General features: G+C 74.8%; 18 protein-coding genes. 13 read left to right on the top strand and 5 right to left on the bottom strand.

Annotated elements, in window-relative coordinates:
• Positions 1 to 130 precede the first annotated feature (130 nt).
• The 8 genes from ACFW9D_RS10440 (at position 131) to ACFW9D_RS10405 (ending at position 6,846) form a co-directional block, all read left to right on the top strand.
• Complete coding sequence (locus tag ACFW9D_RS10440; RefSeq protein WP_384620046.1) at positions 131 to 1,483, top strand: rhodanese-like domain-containing protein; 1,353 nt, start codon at positions 131 to 133, stop codon at positions 1,481 to 1,483.
• Between the two features lie 43 nt (positions 1,484 to 1,526).
• Positions 1,527 to 1,892: a rhodanese-like domain-containing protein gene (locus ACFW9D_RS10435; protein ID WP_384620043.1), complete on the top strand. Its 366-nt coding sequence runs from the start codon at positions 1,527 to 1,529 to the stop codon at positions 1,890 to 1,892.
• Positions 1,889 to 2,632 carry a sulfite exporter TauE/SafE family protein gene (locus tag ACFW9D_RS10430; RefSeq protein WP_384620041.1) on the top strand — a complete coding sequence of 248 codons (744 nt, stop codon included), beginning with the start codon at positions 1,889 to 1,891 and terminating at the stop codon, positions 2,630 to 2,632. The genes ACFW9D_RS10435 and ACFW9D_RS10430 overlap by 4 nt, the downstream gene beginning before the upstream one ends.
• A 311-nt stretch (positions 2,633 to 2,943) precedes the next feature.
• A complete protein-coding gene (locus ACFW9D_RS10425) occupies positions 2,944 to 3,381 on the top strand; it encodes a glutaredoxin domain-containing protein (RefSeq protein ID WP_188335556.1) in 438 nt (145 codons plus the stop codon).
• 146 nt (positions 3,382 to 3,527) lie between these two features.
• Positions 3,528 to 4,412: a TetR family transcriptional regulator C-terminal domain-containing protein gene (locus ACFW9D_RS10420; RefSeq protein ID WP_384620039.1), complete on the top strand. Its 885-nt coding sequence runs from the start codon at positions 3,528 to 3,530 to the stop codon at positions 4,410 to 4,412.
• Positions 4,413 to 4,493: 81 nt separating this feature from the next.
• On the top strand, positions 4,494 to 5,396 hold the full coding sequence (locus tag ACFW9D_RS10415) for a 3-keto-5-aminohexanoate cleavage protein (protein WP_384620036.1): 903 nt from the start codon (positions 4,494 to 4,496) through the stop codon (positions 5,394 to 5,396).
• Positions 5,397 to 5,398: 2 nt separating this feature from the next.
• Positions 5,399 to 6,358: a 3-hydroxyacyl-CoA dehydrogenase NAD-binding domain-containing protein gene (locus ACFW9D_RS10410; RefSeq protein ID WP_384620033.1), complete on the top strand. Its 960-nt coding sequence runs from the start codon at positions 5,399 to 5,401 to the stop codon at positions 6,356 to 6,358.
• Positions 6,355 to 6,846 (top strand): thioesterase family protein, encoded by a 492-nt coding sequence (locus ACFW9D_RS10405; RefSeq protein ID WP_384620030.1) that lies wholly within the window; start codon positions 6,355 to 6,357, stop codon positions 6,844 to 6,846. The genes ACFW9D_RS10410 and ACFW9D_RS10405 overlap by 4 nt, the downstream gene beginning before the upstream one ends.
• 67 nt (positions 6,847 to 6,913) lie before the next feature.
• Here ACFW9D_RS10405 and ACFW9D_RS10400 read toward each other — a convergent pair whose 3' ends face one another.
• Positions 6,914 to 7,315 carry a hypothetical protein gene (locus ACFW9D_RS10400; protein WP_384620028.1) on the bottom strand — a complete coding sequence of 134 codons (402 nt, stop codon included), beginning with the start codon at positions 7,313 to 7,315 and terminating at the stop codon, positions 6,914 to 6,916.
• 153 nt (positions 7,316 to 7,468) lie between these two features.
• Between ACFW9D_RS10400 and ACFW9D_RS10395 the strand changes: the two genes are divergently transcribed.
• Positions 7,469 to 7,684 (top strand): hypothetical protein, encoded by a 216-nt coding sequence (locus tag ACFW9D_RS10395; protein ID WP_384620026.1) that lies wholly within the window; start codon positions 7,469 to 7,471, stop codon positions 7,682 to 7,684.
• A 70-nt stretch (positions 7,685 to 7,754) separates the two neighbouring features.
• Here the strand turns inward: ACFW9D_RS10395 and ACFW9D_RS10390 are convergent, their stop codons facing one another.
• Together ACFW9D_RS10390 and ACFW9D_RS10385 are read right to left on the bottom strand one after the other, a co-directional pair.
• Positions 7,755 to 8,978, bottom strand: a complete 1,224-nt coding sequence (locus ACFW9D_RS10390) for a GNAT family N-acetyltransferase (protein WP_384620023.1) — start codon at positions 8,976 to 8,978, stop codon at positions 7,755 to 7,757.
• 130 nt (positions 8,979 to 9,108) lie between these two features.
• On the bottom strand, positions 9,109 to 9,714 hold the full coding sequence (locus ACFW9D_RS10385; protein ID WP_188335564.1) for a DUF4291 domain-containing protein: 606 nt from the start codon (positions 9,712 to 9,714) through the stop codon (positions 9,109 to 9,111).
• 83 nt (positions 9,715 to 9,797) lie between these two features.
• Here ACFW9D_RS10385 and ACFW9D_RS10380 point away from each other — a divergent pair, with 83 nt between their 5' ends.
• The 4 genes from ACFW9D_RS10380 to ACFW9D_RS10365 all read left to right on the top strand — a co-directional run bounded on the left by ACFW9D_RS10380 (position 9,798) and on the right by ACFW9D_RS10365 (position 14,602).
• Positions 9,798 to 11,927 carry a HEAT repeat domain-containing protein gene (locus tag ACFW9D_RS10380; protein WP_384620021.1) on the top strand — a complete coding sequence of 710 codons (2,130 nt, stop codon included), beginning with the start codon at positions 9,798 to 9,800 and terminating at the stop codon, positions 11,925 to 11,927.
• A gap of 39 nt (positions 11,928 to 11,966) precedes the next feature.
• Positions 11,967 to 12,683: a helix-turn-helix transcriptional regulator gene (locus ACFW9D_RS10375; RefSeq protein WP_384620019.1), complete on the top strand. Its 717-nt coding sequence runs from the start codon at positions 11,967 to 11,969 to the stop codon at positions 12,681 to 12,683.
• 68 nt (positions 12,684 to 12,751) lie between these two features.
• Positions 12,752 to 13,249, top strand: coding sequence for a DUF3291 domain-containing protein (locus ACFW9D_RS10370; protein ID WP_188335567.1), 498 nt, complete (start codon positions 12,752 to 12,754; stop codon positions 13,247 to 13,249).
• Between the two features lie 60 nt (positions 13,250 to 13,309).
• Positions 13,310 to 14,602 carry an APC family permease gene (locus ACFW9D_RS10365; RefSeq protein ID WP_384620016.1) on the top strand — a complete coding sequence of 431 codons (1,293 nt, stop codon included), beginning with the start codon at positions 13,310 to 13,312 and terminating at the stop codon, positions 14,600 to 14,602.
• Positions 14,603 to 14,609: 7 nt separating this feature from the next.
• On the opposite strand, the gene ACFW9D_RS10360 is transcribed toward ACFW9D_RS10365, so the two are convergent.
• Positions 14,610 to 14,849: a WhiB family transcriptional regulator gene (locus ACFW9D_RS10360; protein ID WP_188335569.1), complete on the bottom strand. Its 240-nt coding sequence runs from the start codon at positions 14,847 to 14,849 to the stop codon at positions 14,610 to 14,612.
• Positions 14,850 to 14,862: 13 nt separating this feature from the next.
• Positions 14,863 to 15,966, bottom strand: a complete 1,104-nt coding sequence (locus ACFW9D_RS10355; RefSeq protein ID WP_384620013.1) for a Vms1/Ankzf1 family peptidyl-tRNA hydrolase — start codon at positions 15,964 to 15,966, stop codon at positions 14,863 to 14,865.
• Positions 15,967 to 16,269 lie beyond the last annotated feature (303 nt).

The following is a 16,269-nucleotide window of genomic DNA, read 5'->3' as shown; positions in this document are numbered from 1 at the left end:
GGGGTCCGCAGCACAACCACTCACTCACCTCACACCCCTCACCTCACCACACCGCGAAAAATACCCCCGGGGGTACCTGTGCTACGGTTTTTCTATACCCCGGGGGGTACTTCGCGAAAGGGAATGAACCGTGTTCTTCATCGACACCATCGAGCTCGAAGGGCTCGGCAACCGGCACTACCTGGCGGGCGGGACGCGGACGGCGGTGGCGGTGGATCCGCCGCGCGACTTCGACCAGGTCCTCGCCGCGGCGGCGCGGCGCGGGGTGCGGATCACGCACGTCGTGGAGACCCACATCCACAACGACTACGTGACCGGCGGTCTGGAGCTGGCCCGTGTGACGGGCGCCGCCTATCTGGTGCCGGCCGGGGCGCACGTGTCCTTCGCGCGGGTGCCGGTGGCGGACGGTGACACGGTCACGGTCGACGCCGGACTCACCCTGCGCGCCGTCGCCACCCCCGGCCACACCCCGCACCACACCGCGTACGTGCTCCAGGAGCAGGGCACACCCGTGGCCGCGTTCACCGGCGGTTCCCTGCTGATCGGCACGGTGGGCCGCCCCGACCTGGTCGAGCCCCGGCTGACCGAGGAGCTCGCCCGCGCCCAGCACGCCTCCGCGCACCGCCTCGCGACCGAACTGCCGGACGAGACCGCGGTGCTGCCGACACACGGCTTCGGCAGCTTCTGCTCCTCCGCGCAGGCCGAGGGCGACGCCACCACGATCGGCCACGAGAAGGCCGCCAACGCGGCGCTCACCACCGACGTCGACAGCTTCGTCGCCGCGCTCCTCGACGGGCTCGACGACATCCCCGCGTACTACGCGCACATGGGCCCGGCCAACGCGAGCGGCCCCGCCCCGCTGGACCTGACGCCTCCCGCCGTCGCGGACGCCCGCGAGATCGCCGCCCGGCTCGCGGCCGGCGAGTGGGTCGTGGACCTGCGCAACCGGGTCGCGTTCGCGGAGGGCCACGTCGCGGGCACCTTCAACTTCGAGGCGGACGGCAAGATCGCCACGTATCTGGCCTGGATGATCCCGTGGGGCAAGCCGGTGACGCTGCTCGCGGACTCCCCCGGCCAACTCGCCGACGCGCAGCGGGAGCTGGTCCGGGTCGGCATCGACCGCCCGGCGGCCGCCGCGACCGGCGCCCCGGAGGACTGGACCGTCGACGGCGCCCTGGCCTCCTTCCCGCGATCCACGTTCGCCGGGCTCGCCGAGCGCGGCACGGACGGCGTCGTCGTGCTCGACGTGCGGCGCGCGTCCGAGCGGGCCAGCGGACACATCGCGGGCTCGGTGCACATCCCCGTGCACGAACTGCACGGACGGCTCGGCGAGGTCCCGGCCGGCACCGTGTGGGTGCACTGCGCCGGCGGCATGCGGGCGGGCATGGCCGCGTCGCTCCTCGACGCCGCGGGCCGGGACGTCGTGGCCGTCGACGACGGGTTCGACGCGGCCACCGAGGCCGGCCTGGCCGTCGTCGCCTGAGCCCCGCCACCCCTACCCCCAACTCCCCTTGAAAGGCTGCGAGATGCCCCCCTTCCCTGACGGAGCGCGCCGCGTCACCGTCGAAGCGGCCCACCGGTGTACCGCCGGCGCCGACGCCCCGGCCGTCCTCCTCGACGTACGCGAACCGGAGGAGTGGGACGCGGGGCACGCGCCCTGGGCCGTTCTCGCGCCGCTGTCCGCGCTGGCCTCGGGGGCCGCGCTGCCCGCCGCCGCGCTGGGGCGGCCCCTCGTGGTGATCTGCCGCAGCGGCAACCGTTCGCGGCGCGCCGTGGATCTGCTGCGCGAGCGCGGGGCCGAAGCCGTGGACGTCGTGGGCGGGATGCAGGACTGGGCCTCCTCGGGTCACCCCGTCGTCGACGCGCGCGGGAGCGACGGTTCACCGGCATGACCGCGCTCCTCCTCGCCCTCGCCGCGGGGGCGGTCGTCGGTCTGGCCCTCGGCGGGCTCGGCGGTGGCGGCAGCGTCCTCGCGGTGCCCGCCCTGATCTACGCGCTCGGTCTCTCCCCCACGGCGGCGATCACCACCAGCCTCGTCATCGTCACCGTCACCTCGCTCACGGCCCTCGCCGGCCACGCCCGCGACGGGAACGTCGCCTGGCGCACCGGACTCCTGTTCGCGGCGGCGGGCATCGTCCCCGCGATGCTCGCGGGCGCGGTCGCCGGCCGTGTGCCGCAGACCGTGCTGACCCTCGCCTTCGCCGGTGTCGCGGCACTCGCGGCGGTACGGATGCTGCGCCCCGCCGAGACCGGGGCACCCGGCCCGGTCCATCCGGGCAAGGCCGGGGCCGCCGGTTCCGGGCTCGGCGCGGTCACGGGGTTCCTGGGTGTCGGCGGCGGATTCCTCGCCGTGCCCGTCCTGGTGGGCGTGCTGAGCCTGCCCATGCGGCGGGCGGTCGGCACCAGCCTGCTGGTCATCACGGTCAACTCCCTGGCCGCGCTCGGTGCCCGGGCCGGCAGCGGGACCCATCTGGACCTCGCCGTCGTCGCCCCCTTCACCGCGGCCGCGATCCTCGGCGCGTGGGACGGCAAGCGGCTGTCCCGGAAGCTCACGGGGCGCACCCTGCAACGCGTCTTCGCCTACGTCCTGTTGGCGGTGGCGGCACTCATGGCCGCCGACGCGGTGCTCTGACCGCGCCCCTGCGACGGCCCGATGACGTCCCGGCGCGTGCCGCACGGGGGCCGTCTCGTGAAGACGGCGTGCGCAGCGCGTGAGGATGCGCGGCACACCGTCAATTCGCGCCCCCTGTGCCACAACGCGCCCGATCTTGCTTCGTTGTGTGGCACGTCCGGATACGCGCGATTGCGCAGCGCGGGTGACCTGCACGCACCATTTCCGGACGCCGGGTTGCCCGGCCCCACCGTTCCGCGAGCCACGGTCCGGCCGGCCGGGCAACCCCACGCCCACGATCGAGGCGGCGGCGCACTGTAGCCTCCGGCTCCATGACCCGCGCCTGGATCGCCCCGTCGCTCATCGCCCTCTGCGGCGCCGCCCTCGCCACCGTCCAGGTGCTCGAGGACAGTCCGGGGGCGGCCGTCGGCGTCCTCCTGCTGTTCCTGGCACTCGCGGGCGCCACCTCCCCGCTGGTCTTCCCGAGGTCCGTCGGTGCGGCGGAGGCACAGCGGCGCAGCGCGGCGGACGGCCGGCCGGTCGTCTACTGGCGGCCCGGCTGTGCGTACTGCCTGCGGCTGCGGGCCCGGCTCGGCCGTGAGGCGCGCCGGGTGCACTGGGTCGACATCTGGCGGGACCCGGAGGGCGCGGCGGCGGTGCGCGCGGTGAACGGGGGCGACGAGACGGTGCCGACGGTCGTCGTGGCCGGGCGCGCCCGCACCAATCCCGACCCGGAGTGGGTGCGTGAGCAGATCGCCGCGCACCACTGATCCGAACCCGCAGGAGCCTCCGCAGGCGTTGCGATCCTGACTGATGCGAAAGTCAGAAGCACAACATCCCAGCTCACGTGGGAGTAGCAGGGCAAAATCCAGACCACGTGTTGAGTTCTTCTCAACACGCGGTTAGGGTCGTGCCCGTGGAAACCGACGACGTCACCGGTGGCGTGCCCGCCGCCGACACCGCCGTCCGCGTCCGTGAGGTCATCACGGCCGCGGGGGTCAGCCAGCGCGAGTTCGCGCGCCGCATCGTCATGGATCCGTCCAAGCTGTCCCGGTCGCTGAGCGGCACCCGCCGCTTCACGGCCGCCGAGCTGGCGCGGATCGCCGACGAGGGGCGGGTGGACGCGGGCTGGCTGCTCGGGGCACGGCACCGGGAGCACGCCGAGCCCGCGCCGGACGCCGGGCCGGCCGCCGCCGTGCCCGTCGAGGGCGGGCGGCCGCTGCAGATCGTCCGCGAGACGGTCCGGCTGATCGCCGAGCACGGTTTCCACGCGGTGCGGGTCGCGGACATCGCCCGCGCCTGCGCCACGAGCAGCGCCGCGATCCACTACCACTTCCCCGGCCGCGCCGACCTCCTGGAGGCCTCGGTGCGCTGGTGCATGGACGAGGACACGGCGCGCCGCGCCGCCCGGCTCGCCGAGGCGGACGACGCGGCGGCGGAACTGCGCCAGCTCATCGAACTGCAGACGCCGCGCACCGCGCAGCAGCGCCGGCAGTGGGCGGTCTGGCTCGACCTGTGGGCCGAGGCCGCCCGGTCCACGGCGGTGGGCCGGCTGCACACCGAGTACTACCGCCAGTGGCGGGAGACCGTCGCCGACGTCGTCCGCCGAGGGATCGAGCAGGGCGTGTTCCGCTCGTCCGCCGACCCCGAGTCCGCCGCGCTGACCCTGACCGCGCTCATCGACGGTCTGGCGACGCAGGTCCTGGCCGCCAGGACGGAAGGCACCGGTGCCGAGAGCGCCGGCGCGGACGCCATGCACGCCGCGCTCCTGGCCCACGTACGCACGACCCTGCTGGCCTGAGCCGCTCCCAGGCCCGCCGACTCGGCACCCCCTGTCGAGACCCCCCCACACCCAGTCCCCAACGGAACGGGAGGCCCCCACATGCCCCTGCACGAGAGCACCATCATCACCTGCGCCCTCACCGGCGCAGGTGACACCGTCCGACGGAGCCCGCACGTCCCCGTCACCCCGGAGCAGATAGCCCGGAACGCGGTGGAGGCCGCCGAGGCCGGTGCCGCCGTGGTCCACATCCACGTACGCGATCCCGAGACCGGCGACCCGTCGCGCGACCCGAAGCTGTACCGCGAGGTCGTCGAGCGGGTGAAGGAGACCGGGACCGACGTCGTCATCAACCTCACCGCCGGCATGGGCGGCGACCTGGTGATCGACCCGGACCGCCCGCTGGAGGGCTTCCCGCTGCCCGGCTCCGACCTGGTCGGCGGCCTGGACCGGCTGCCGCACGTCGAGGACCTGCTGCCCGACATCTGCACCCTGGACTGCGGTTCGCTGAACTTCGGCGACGGCTCGAACCTGTACGTGTCGACGCCCGACATGCTGCGCGCGGGCGCCCGGCGCATCCAAGAGCTGGGTGTGCGGCCGGAGTTGGAGATCTTCGACACGGGTCACCTCTGGTTCGCCAAGCAGATGCTCGCGGAGGGGCTGCTCGACGACCCGACCGTGTTCCAGCTGTGCATGGGCATCCCGTGGGGCGCGCCGGCCGACCCGGGCGTGCTGCAGTCGATGGTCAACATGCTGCCGGAAGGCGCCCGTTGGGCGAGTTTCGCGCTGGGCCGGATGCAGATGCCCTGGGTCGCGCAGTCGATCCTGCTCGGCGGCCACGTCCGCGTCGGCCTGGAGGACAACCTGTACCTCGGCAAGGGCAACAAGGCGACCAACGCCCAGCTCGTCGAGCGTGCCGTGACCATCACCGAGTCGCTCGGCGCCCGCGTCGCGACGCCCGACGAGGCCCGCGAGATCCTCGGCCTGCACAAGAAGGGCGCCTGATCATGCGTACCGCACCCGAGAACGTCCGCCGCGTCGCCTGTGTCGGCGCCGGTGTCATCGGCGGCGGCTGGGTCGCCCACTTCCTGGCGCGTGGCTACGACGTCACGGCCTGGGACCTGGCGCCCGACGCCGAGCAGAAGCTGCGCCGCCTGGTCGACGCCGCCTGGCCCGCGCTGACACAGCTGGGGCTCGCCGAGGGCGCGTCCGCCGACCGGCTGACGGTCGTCGCGACCCTCGAAGAGGCCGTGGCCGACGCCGAGTTCGTGCAGGAGAGCGCGCCGGAGAAGCTGGAGCTGAAGCGCGACCTGCTGACCCGGCTCGACGCGGCGGCGCCGGCCGGCGTCGTCATCGCCTCGTCCACGTCGGGCTACCCGATGACGGACATGCAGACCACGGCCGCGGACCCCTCGCGCCTGGTCGTCGGCCACCCGTTCAATCCCCCGTACCTGATCCCGCTGGTCGAGGTCGTCGGCGGCGAACGCACCGCCGAGGACGCCGTCGCGTGGGCGTCGCGCTTCTACGAGGTCGCGGGCAAGTCCGTGATCACCATGAACCGCGAGGTGCCGGGCTTCATCGCGAACCGCCTCCAGGAGGCACTGTGGCGCGAGGCGCTGCACATGGTCGCCAACGGCGAGGCCACGGTGAAGGAGATCGACGACTCGATCACCGAGGGCCCCGGCCTGCGCTGGGCGTTCATGGGCCCGATGCTGACGTTCGCGCTGGCGGGCGGCGAGGGCGGCATGGCGCACATGCTGGACCACTTCGGTCCGTCCCTGAAGTCGCCGTGGACCCGTCTGGAGGCGCCCGAGCTGGACAAGGCGCTGTACGACGCCGTGGTCGAGGGCTGCGACGAGGCGGCGGACGGGCGCACGATCGCCGACCTGGTGGCCGAGCGCGACCGGGGCGTCATCGACGTCCTGCGCGCGACGGGCCGCCTGCCGCGACAGGAGGACCCGCGATGACCACGACGACGGCCTCCGTGCCGCTGCTGCACCGCACGGTCCGCCCCGAGTGGATCGACTACAACGGCCACATGAGCGAGGCGTTCTACGTCCTCGTCTTCGGCCACGCCACCGACGCCCTGATGATCGAGACGGGCCTGCACTCGGGCTACCGCGAGTCCACGGGCTGCTCCCTGTACACGGTCGAGTCGCACCTGCGCTATCTGCGGGACGTGCCGGAGGGCGCCCATCTCGCGGTCCGCACCCGCGTGTTGGGCGCGGCGGGCAAGAAGGCCCGCTTCACGCACGAGATGTACGTGGTCGCCGACGCGGAGGGCGAGCCGGAGGCGGACGCCGCGCCCGTGGCGACGACGGAGCTGATGGCGGTGCACGTGGACCAGGAGGCGGGGCGCGCGGTGCCGCTGCCCGACGCGGTCCTCGCCCGGTTCGCCGAGTTCACCGAGCAGGCCCCGGAGTGGGCGGGCCGCTCGATCGCGCCGGTGGGCTGACGCCCGTACGCCACGCAGGACGCGAGGGGCCTCACGGATGCGTCCGTGGGGCCCTTCCCGCGCGCCGTCACTCAGCCGGCGTGGAACGGGCCGCGACCGCCGCCTCCAGCAGCGCCCAGCCGTCGCGCTCGACGAGGCCGCGTTCCGACGCGTCCCAGCCGGAGGCGCGGGCCGCGTCGAGCAGGGCGCGCACCGCACCCGGTTCGTGCAGGTTCAGGGTGCTGCCGTGGACGTAGCCCACGTCCCCGGAGCCCAGGGGCGCTCCGCCGGGGACGAAGCGGTCGGAGCCCTCGGCGAAGACGATCCGCAACGGGCCGCCCGTACCGGCCGGTTGGGGGTACAGCGTGAGGGTCTGCCGGCAGTCCGCGGACCGGCCGCTGTCCAGGACGCGGTGCTGGTGACGCAGCGTCCACAGGTACACGCGTCCGTCGGCGACCAGGCGCCGTGGCTTGTTCTGATGACGGGGCACGGGGTGAGGGTACGCGCAGCGGCCCGCCCGCATCGGACACCCCCTTCGGAGCGACGCGTTCCGCCGCGACGGCGCGCCTGCCCGCGAAATCCGCCCCCATGAGGAAACGTTCCTCCTGCGAGGTGGTTCCCGGGCGGGACGCACGCGGCAGGCATGCGTGCCGCGTGCGTCTCCCGGCCCGGCCGGGTGCAGGGAGTCGTGGTGAACGCGCAGGACCGACAGGCGTCCGGCTGGCCCGAGTACCGCCGGTACCTGGACCACCTGATGGACTGCGCGGAGTGCGCGCGGCTCCCCAAGCGGTGCGCGGTCGGGGAGCGGCTGCGGCGCGAGCACCGGGCGGCGGGACGGGGACAGGGGTCCGCCTCCTGAGCGTCCCGGTTCCCGAAGTCCCGCCGGTCGAGAGCCGTCTCCGGCAGAACGTGGGCTTCGCCGGTCCGGGTCAGAACCAGTGCAGGCAGTGCGGGGCACGCTCCGTGCGGAACAGGGTGTCCGCGAGCTCGGGGGCTTCGGCGTGATGGGCCTTGATGTGGCCGGCGCGGACGAGGGTGCTCGGAGTGGTGCCGCCGAGGTAGACCGAGCCGAGATCGCTCACGTCGAGGGACAGGTCGGGGGCCCGGTCGGTGCGGACGCAGTCGGCCTTGCCGTCGCGGACCGACAGGAGGTGGCGCTCGGGGCCGGAGCCGAGGAACGGGTCGGCGACCTCCAGGACGAGGTCGCCGTCCGTACGCCAGCCGCGCGCGGTCAGGGCCCGGGGCACGTCCAGGATCCGCACCCACAGCCAGTCGCCGTCGGGGCCGGTCTCGGCGGCGCGGAAGTCGGCGAACTGCCAGCGCAGCGGGTGCCCGGCCGGGACGTGCTTGATGACGATCTCGCCGACGAGGTCGTGCTCGAGCACGTGACGGGCCAGGGCGGTGTACGCGGCGTCGTCCACGGCGATGATCTCGTCGACCTTGAGGACGTCGGGATCGCTGATCGCGTAGCTCACGTACCCGTCGGGGGTGCCGTGCGCGTCGCGATGCACGGCGATGTGACGCGGGGCGGGGGCGATCGGCGGCTGGCCCGCGCCCGCTTTCCACCAGTGGCCCGGCCGGGACAGGGCGCCGGGCTGGACGCGGCGGTAGCGGTCGTAGACCTCTTCGAGCAGGGCGCGGCACCGGTCGCTGCGCAGCACTTCGACGGATCCGGCGTCGGCGCCGCCTTCGCCGCCCGCCCGGGGAGCGGCGAAGGCGGCGCGGTGGCGGGGCACGGTGAGCCGTCCGCTGTAGGTCGCCGGTCCGTAGCCGAACCGGCGGTAGATCATCGCCTCGGAGGCGAGCAGTACGGAGAGGATCTCGCCGCGCGCCCGCAGTTCGGTGAGCTGGTGGCGCATCATCGCGCTGAGCACGCCCCGGCGCCGGTGCGAGGGCACGACGCCGACGGCGGTCACTCCGGCGGCCGGGACGAGCGCGCCGCCGGGCAGCGTCAGTTCGAAGGAGTACGCGCCGGCCGTGCCGACGGGCCGTCCGTCCTCGGTGACCGCGAGCACGCCCCGGTCCATCTCCAGCGCCGCCCACCAGACCCCGCCCCCGTGCTCGTCGGGGGTCTCGGGGAAGCGGCCGAACGCCGTGTGCATCGTGTCGACGAAGTCGTCGCGGTCCTGGTCGGTCGTGGGACGGATCTCCACCGTGCCGATGCCTTCCTCGTGCCCGGCACCACCTCGTGCGGCGCCCGTGATCGTCGCCAGCCTGCCGGTGCGCCCCGTGGTCGGGTCAAGCGGTTTTCCGGACTCCGGGTCCGGGGCCGCGCTGCCGGGCTCAGTGCTGGAGGTGGCTCAACCGGCCCTCGCGCAGGGGGTAGACGCGCTCCTGCGGAAGCAGTTGCCGGGCGCGCTCCAGCTCGCCCGACCGGACGTGGCCGTGGATCTCGTGCGCCAGGTCGGTCACATCGGTGATGGACACCGTCCACTCGTCCGCGTAGCGGCCCGCGGCCTCGCCCGCGAGGCCCAACTGGAGTGACCGGTACGGCAGGGCCTGGAGGTGCAGATCCCGCTCGGGGTCCCACTGGACGCGGGCCGGGGAACGCCGCAGGTCGCGCTTCCAGGAGTCGCGGTCCGGGTGCAGGCCGCGCTCGTAGTGGGACAGGCACGCGTGGTCCAGCGCCCATTCGAAGCCCTCGCGCGTGATCTCGACGGCGAGGACGACCTCCTGGCCCTCCTTGGCCGCCCAGCCGCACCGGTACATCATCCAGAGGAAGGACGGCTTGATCCACGTCATCCGGTCCCGCTTCCACAGCTCGGGGAAGCGGCCGTCGCGGGCCGCGGGGAGTCCGATCCGCGGGGAGTACGCCTGGTAGACGGTGACGGTGGATTCGGTGTGGCGGGCGCGGATCTGGTGTCGGTCTTCTTGCACGGAGTACAGCATGCGTGCGTGATCACGCGGGCACCAGCGAATTGCGGGGCGGAGGCGGTCCGGTCGTTGTCGGACCCTGCTGGCAGGATGCCCGCATGGATCTTGTGGACCCTCTCGCCGGCCTGGACTCGTTCCCCTGGGACTCCGTCTCCCACGCGTACGGGAGCGCCGACGACGTGCCCGTCCTGCTGCGGGCGTTGACCGATCCCGACGACGAGGCGGCGGAGGACGCGCTGTCGGAGCTGTACGGGAGCGTGCTGCACCAGGGGACGGTCTACACCGCGACCGCCGCGGCCGTGCCGTTCCTCGCCCGGATCGCGGCGGCCGGACACCGTGCGGGGGACGTCCTGGCGCTGCTGGGCGGGATGGCCGAGAGCGGGGACGAGAGCGGTATGGAGCCGGGCACGGTGCGGGCGGCCGTCGTCGCACAACTGCCGCTGCTGATACCGATGCTGGATGACGACTCGGCGGGCGTGCGGAAGGCCGCCGCCTGGGCGCTGTCCCACACGCGTGCGGCCGGCGAGGTGCGGGACGCGCTGCGGGCGCGGTGGGAGCCGGAGTCCGATCCCGGGGTGCGCGCGGAGGTCCTGTCGGGGATCGCCCGGCTCGATCCGGAGGCCGGGGCGGCCCTCGCGGCGGGCGCGCTGACGCCGGAGCAGCCCGGCGTGGTGCGACTCGCGGCCGTCTTCGCGCACGTGGACGCGGGCGCCGCCTGGACCGGGCCGTTGCACCAGGCGATGCTGTCGGTGCTGCCCGCCGAAGCGGTGCGTTCCGAGTTCGACGAGGAGCGGGGCGAGCCGCTGGCCTCCGTCGTCGAGGCGCTGCTCGACCGGGACCAGGACGACGCGCGGGAGGCGGCGTTCGCCCTGATCGACGCGGCGGCGCGGGACGGCCGGGCCGAGGTCCGCGCCGAAGGGCTGTGGGCGGCCGAGCAGGCGTGCCAACGCTCGCGGAGCGCTCCGGCACGGCTGCTCCCGGCGCTGCGTGCCGCGGCCGTCGACGAGAAGACCCTGCTCGGCATGGCCTCGCTGCTGGGCTCGCTCGGCCCCGCCGCCGCGCCGCTGGCCGACCTCCTCGTCCCGCACGCCGGGCGGAACGCGGCGGAGGGCGACGACCCCGCGGACCGCGCCCTGGCCGCGCTCGTGCACGTCGCCCCCGAGCAGGCGCTCCCCCTTCTCACCGCCGCGTTCGGCCGGCGCCCCCGGGCCTTCGGCGCGGCCGTCGGCCGGGGCATCCGCACCGACGGGCCCGTCTTCCCGTACGCGGACGGGCTCCTCGCCGCGGTCCGCGCCCGGCTCGCGCACCCGGAGGACCTGAAGGGCAACGAGCCCTGGCAGCTCACGCACCTGCTCGCCTGCTGGCACGCCGCCGCGGCTCCGGCGCTGCCGGAGCTGTGCGCCGCGCTCCCCCACCATCCCCACCAGGCCGCGCGGGCGATCGCCGCGATCGCCCCGGCGTGCCCCGCCGAGGTGCGCGCCCAGGTCGTGGACCCGCTCCGTACGGCGGCCGAGGCCGGCTCCCTGGCGGCGGCCCAGGCCGTCCACACGCTCACCGGCGATCACACGCCCCTGTTGCACCGCCTGCGGCAGGAACTCGGGGGTGGCGCCCACGAGGTGGCGGCCGCCGCCCGGATCGCGGGTGAACTGGGCCCCCGGGCGGCGGAGTTGGCCCCGGCCCTGCGCGAGGCTCTGAGCGCCTCCGGAAGCGACACCACTCCGGTCCTGGACGCGGACGCGGCGATCGCCGAGGCGCTGTGGCGGATCACGGGCGACGCGGCCGAGGCCGTCGCCGTACTGGACTCGGTCCTGACCCGCGCTGCGGACAACGCCTGGGCCCGGTGGACGGTCGTGCGGGCCGCCCGCGCGGCCCGCTCGCTGGGTCCGGCGGCCCGCCCGCTCGCCCCGCGCCTCGAAGCCGCCCTCGACGATCCCGTCCGCGCACCGGCGGCCGCGGCCGCGCTCGCGGCCGCGTCGGGACCCGGTTCGCCGGCCCGCGACGCCCTCGCCGAGGCCGCCCTGCGCTCCGCCGAGCTGGGCGCCGACCCGGACGGCGCGTGCGAGGCCCTGGAGGCCCTCGGCCGCGACGCCCTGACGCCCGGCCAGGTGCGCCGCGCGACCGTGCTCGCGGACGGCGACCGCAGGGTCGTCCTCTCGGGCGTCGTCGACGAGTTCATCCGCCGGGACGAGGCCCTGCGGGCGCGGATCGGAGCGTTCCTGACGACCTGACCTTCTAACTCCAACCCTGGTTGTTTCTAGACTGGCCGGATGGAGGACACCGAGGACACCCAGGGGACCGGCCCGGCCCACGGCGGCCGCGACCCCGGGGACATCGACGCGATCGCGACCCTGCAGGACCCCGTACGGCGACGGCTGTACGAGTACGTGGCGGGGCAGGGCCGCGAGGTCGGGCGCAACGAGGCCGCGGAAGCGGCCGGGGTCGCGCGCACCCTCGCGGCGCACCACCTCGACAAGCTGACCGAGGTCGGACTGCTGGAGAGCGGGAGCCGCCGGCTGACCGGGCGCTCGGGTCCGGGTGCCGGGCGGCCCGCCAAGGTGTACACGCGGATCCGCGCCGAGCGGGCCGTGTCCCTGCCCGCCCGCGACTACCGCACGGCCGCCGAACTGCTCGCCGAGGCCGCCGAGGAGGCGGGACTCGACGCCGGCCTGTGCGCGGCCGCCCGCCGCCGCGGCGCGTCGCTGCGCGGCTCGGAGGCACCCTGTGCCGGGCTCGACGAGGCCTTCGCCACGCTGGCGGCGCGCGGTTACGAGCCGCACGTCGAGCGGGCCGGCGACGACGGCACGGGCGCGCCCGTGGTCCGGATGCGCAACTGCCCCTTCCACGCCGTCGCCGAGCGGTTCCCGCCGCTCGTCTGCGGCATGAACCTCGCCCTCCTGGAGGGCCTGCTCGGCACGGACGGCCCGGTGCGGGCCCGCATGGACGCCCGGCCGGACGAGTGCTGCGTGGTGGTCGAGGAGGCCTGACGTCCGCTCAGCGTCTCTAAAAACAATACTGATTGACATAGAAAAGCGGGGCGTGCTGGGATGGCGGCATGACCTCAGCCGTGCCCGCCGCCACCGCCCACCTCGCCGAACTCAACGTCGCCAAGCTCCTGTACCCCCTCGACGACCCGCGCGTCGCCCCGTTCGTCGAGATGCTGGACCCGGTCAACGCCTCCGCCGACAGCGCGCCCGGGTTCGTCTGGCGCCTGGTCGGCGACGGGGCTGACGACGCGACGGAGCTGCGCCCGGCGGGTGAGAACGTCATCGTCAACCTGTCGGTGTGGGAGTCCCCGGAAGCCCTCTGGGACTTCACCTACCGCAGCGGGCACCTCGAGGTGATGCGCGGACGCCGCGACTGGTTCGCCCGGCACGTCGAGGCGCACCTGGTGCTGTGGTGGGTGCCGGCCGGACATGTGCCGTCCGTCGAGGAGGCATTGGAACGGCTCGGTGAACTGCGGGCGAACGGGCCGTCACCGCGCGCCTTCACCTTCGCCTCCACGTACAGCGCCGCCGAGGCCGCGGAACATCTGGAGGGGACGCGCGGCTAGGGTCGCAGTCGTTCCGGGCGGGATCGGGCCCGGAACGAGGACGAGACGAGGAGTGTGGCCGTGAGCAGGACGCCGGGGGCGGTCGGATCGGGCGGGGCGGACGGGCCGGACACTCTGGTGCGGCGCCTCGGGGTCACCGACGCGGTGGTGATCGGGCTCGGCTCGATGATCGGGGCCGGTGTCTTCACCGCGCTGGCCCCCGCGGCCCGCGCCGCCGGTTCGGGCCTGCTGGCCGGCCTGGCGCTCGCGGCGGTGGTGGCGTACTGCAACGCGACGTCGTCGGCCCGCCTCGCCGCCCGCTACCCCGCCGCCGGCGGCACCTACGTCTACGGCCGTGAGCGGCTCGGGGAGTTCTGGGGCTATCTCGCCGGGTGGTGCTTCGTCGTCGGCAAGACCGCCTCGTGCGCGGCGATGGCGCTGACCGTGGGGGCGTACGTCTGGCCGGGGCAGGCGCACGCGATCGCCGTCGGGGCCGTCGTGGCGCTGACCACCGTGAACCTCGTCGGTGTGCAGAAGGCCGCCTGGCTGACCCGGGCGATCGTCGCCGCCGTCCTCGCGGTGCTCGCCGCCGTGGTGGTCGCCGCGCTCTCCTCGGACGCGGCGGACGCGGGCCGCCTCGCCATCGGGCCGGACACGTCGTGGCACGGGGTGCTCCAGGCGGGCGGGCTGCTGTTCTTCGCGTTCGCCGGGTACGCGCGCATCGCGACGCTGGGCGAGGAGGTGCGCGACCCGGCGCGCACGATCCCCCGCGCCATCCCCGTGGCGCTCGCGATCACGCTCGTCGTGTACGTCCTCGTCGCCGTCGCGACGCTGAGCGTGCTCGGCCCTGCCCGGCTCGGGGCGGCGGCCGCGCCGCTGTCTGACGCCGTGCGGGCCGCGGGCGCGGACTGGCTGGCTCCGGTGGTGCGGGTGGGGGCGGCCGTCGCCGCGCTCGGCTCGCTGCTCGCCCTGATCCTCGGGGTCTCGCGCACGACCCTGGCGATGGCCCGCGACGGCCACCTGCCGCGCGCCCTGTCCGCCGTCCACCCGCGCTTCAAGGTGCCGCACCGGGCCGAGGTCCTGGTCGGCGTCGTCGTCGCGACGCTGGCCGCGTTCGCCGACGTACGGGACGCGATCGGCTTCTCGTCGTTCGGCGTGCTCGTCTACTACGCCGTCGCCAACGCGTCCGCCTGGACCCTGACCCCGCGGGAGGGCCGCCCCGCACGGGTCGTGCCGGTCGTCGGGCTGCTCGGCTGTCTGGTGCTCGCGTTCGCGCTGCCCGTGGGCTCCGTGATCGCGGGCGCGTCCGTCGTCGCGGCGGGTGCGCTCGTGTACGGGGTGCGCGGGGCGCTGCGCTCCGGCGCCTCGGGCTGAAACCCGTTCAGCGGGCGGTACGGCGCGGGCGCAGGAGCGCGGCACGGTCCGATTCGGTCGTGCCGCCCCACACCCCGCTCGCGTGCCGCATGCCGAGCGCCAGGTCGAGGCACTGCCAGGTCACCGGGCAGCGGTCGCACACCGCCTGGGCGCGCCGGATCTGTGTCAGGCTCGGGCCGCTGCCGCTGACCGGGAAGAACAGTTCCGGGTCCTCCCCCACGCACGCCGCCCTGTCGAGCCACTCCATGGGCGTCTCCTTCTCATCCCTCCGCCGGAGCCCAGCGCAGCAACGCGCCGAGGCCACCGGCCGGTCCGCCGTCCGGGGCGGTCGCGGCGACGGACAGGGCCGTGCCGCCGCTCGCCGCCACGCAGCGCAGCAACGCGTCGTCGGCACGAGCGGCGACGGGCTGCGCGACCCCGAGTGCGGCCGCGTCCGTGCGCCGCACCGCGAGCTGGTCCGGTTCCGGCCCGACCCACACCTCCCGGTGCGCGTCCGGGCCGGTGGGCCGCACCAGCAGTTCCTCCACCTGGTGGGCGCGGGCCGCCTCGACCAGTGCGGGCACGCCCGCGACCGCGCCCTCGTCGCGGCCGCGCGCCTGCGCGTACCGCTCCATCTCCCGGGCCGCGTGTTCGGCGACGTGCTCGGCGCGGGCCCGCTCCACCTCCGTGCCGAGCAGCCGGCTGCCTTCGCCGTGCCGGGTCCGGGTGGTGCGCTCGCGCAGGTCCCCGGGGAGTTTGCCGTCGACGGCGGCGCACTCGCGGCCGTCGCCGACGAGCAGCACCAGATCGGCCCGCACCTCGTCCTGACAGGCCGTGAGGGCGCGGGCGATCTCGCCCGCGTTGTGCTCCCAGGTGTTCTCCACGCGGAGCTGGAAGTGCCGCTCGGACCAGTCGCCGGTGGCGGTGCGGTGGACGGGCCAGGTGCGGCCGGTGACCTCGCCGCTCTCCGTGGAGCCGCGCGCTGTCCGCAGTTCGAAGCGTGCGCCGGTGCGGTCGATGTGCGCCACGAGGCAGAGCGGGTCCTCGCCGACGAGGTCGAGGAGTTCGGTGGTGCGCGGCAGGGGCGCCCATGCGGCGGCCGGGTGCGGCGCGACGCCTAGCGGCACGTCGAGGACGACCTCGCCCGCGGTCGCGAACAGGACGCGGCCGAGTGGTTCGGTGGTGTGCCTCAGGCCCTCGACGGCCGAGCGGACCGTGTCGCAGGTCGCCTCGTCGGCGCCCGCGGAGGCGAGCGTGCGGGACATCGTGAGGGCCTGCGCCGACCGTGCGCCGGGGGTCGCCTCGGACGGGCGCGAGGTGTCGACGCGGACACTGGCCCAGGGGCCGGGATGTGCGGAGAGGGGGCTGAGGAACGCGAGGTCCATGATCGTCTCCCACGGTCGTCGTAGTTCACCGTCGACCGGTACGGGTGCTCGAAGAATACGCGCGGAAACCCGTACGGGAGCAGGTGTCGCACCGCATCTTGTGCACGCCCCCCACCGCGGGATCATCCCGCCGGAGGGATCGGGTCCGGATACGGGTGGTGGGCGCCTGCGGGCCGTGTGGCCCTCAGACGCCCACCGTGAAGCGGTACCGGCTTGCGGGGTGTCAGTCCTTGATCTCGCAGATCGCGGCGCCGGAGGTGAGGGACGCGCCGATCTCCGCGGTCAGGCCCTTGATCGTGCCGG

Origin of the sequence: Streptomyces sp. NPDC059524 (assembly GCF_042749255.1) — a bacterium.
GTDB lineage: Bacteria > Actinomycetota > Actinomycetes > Streptomycetales > Streptomycetaceae > Streptomyces > Streptomyces xanthii.
Note: the sequence above shows the minus strand (reverse complement) of the source record. Positions and strands in the feature narration are given on the sequence as shown.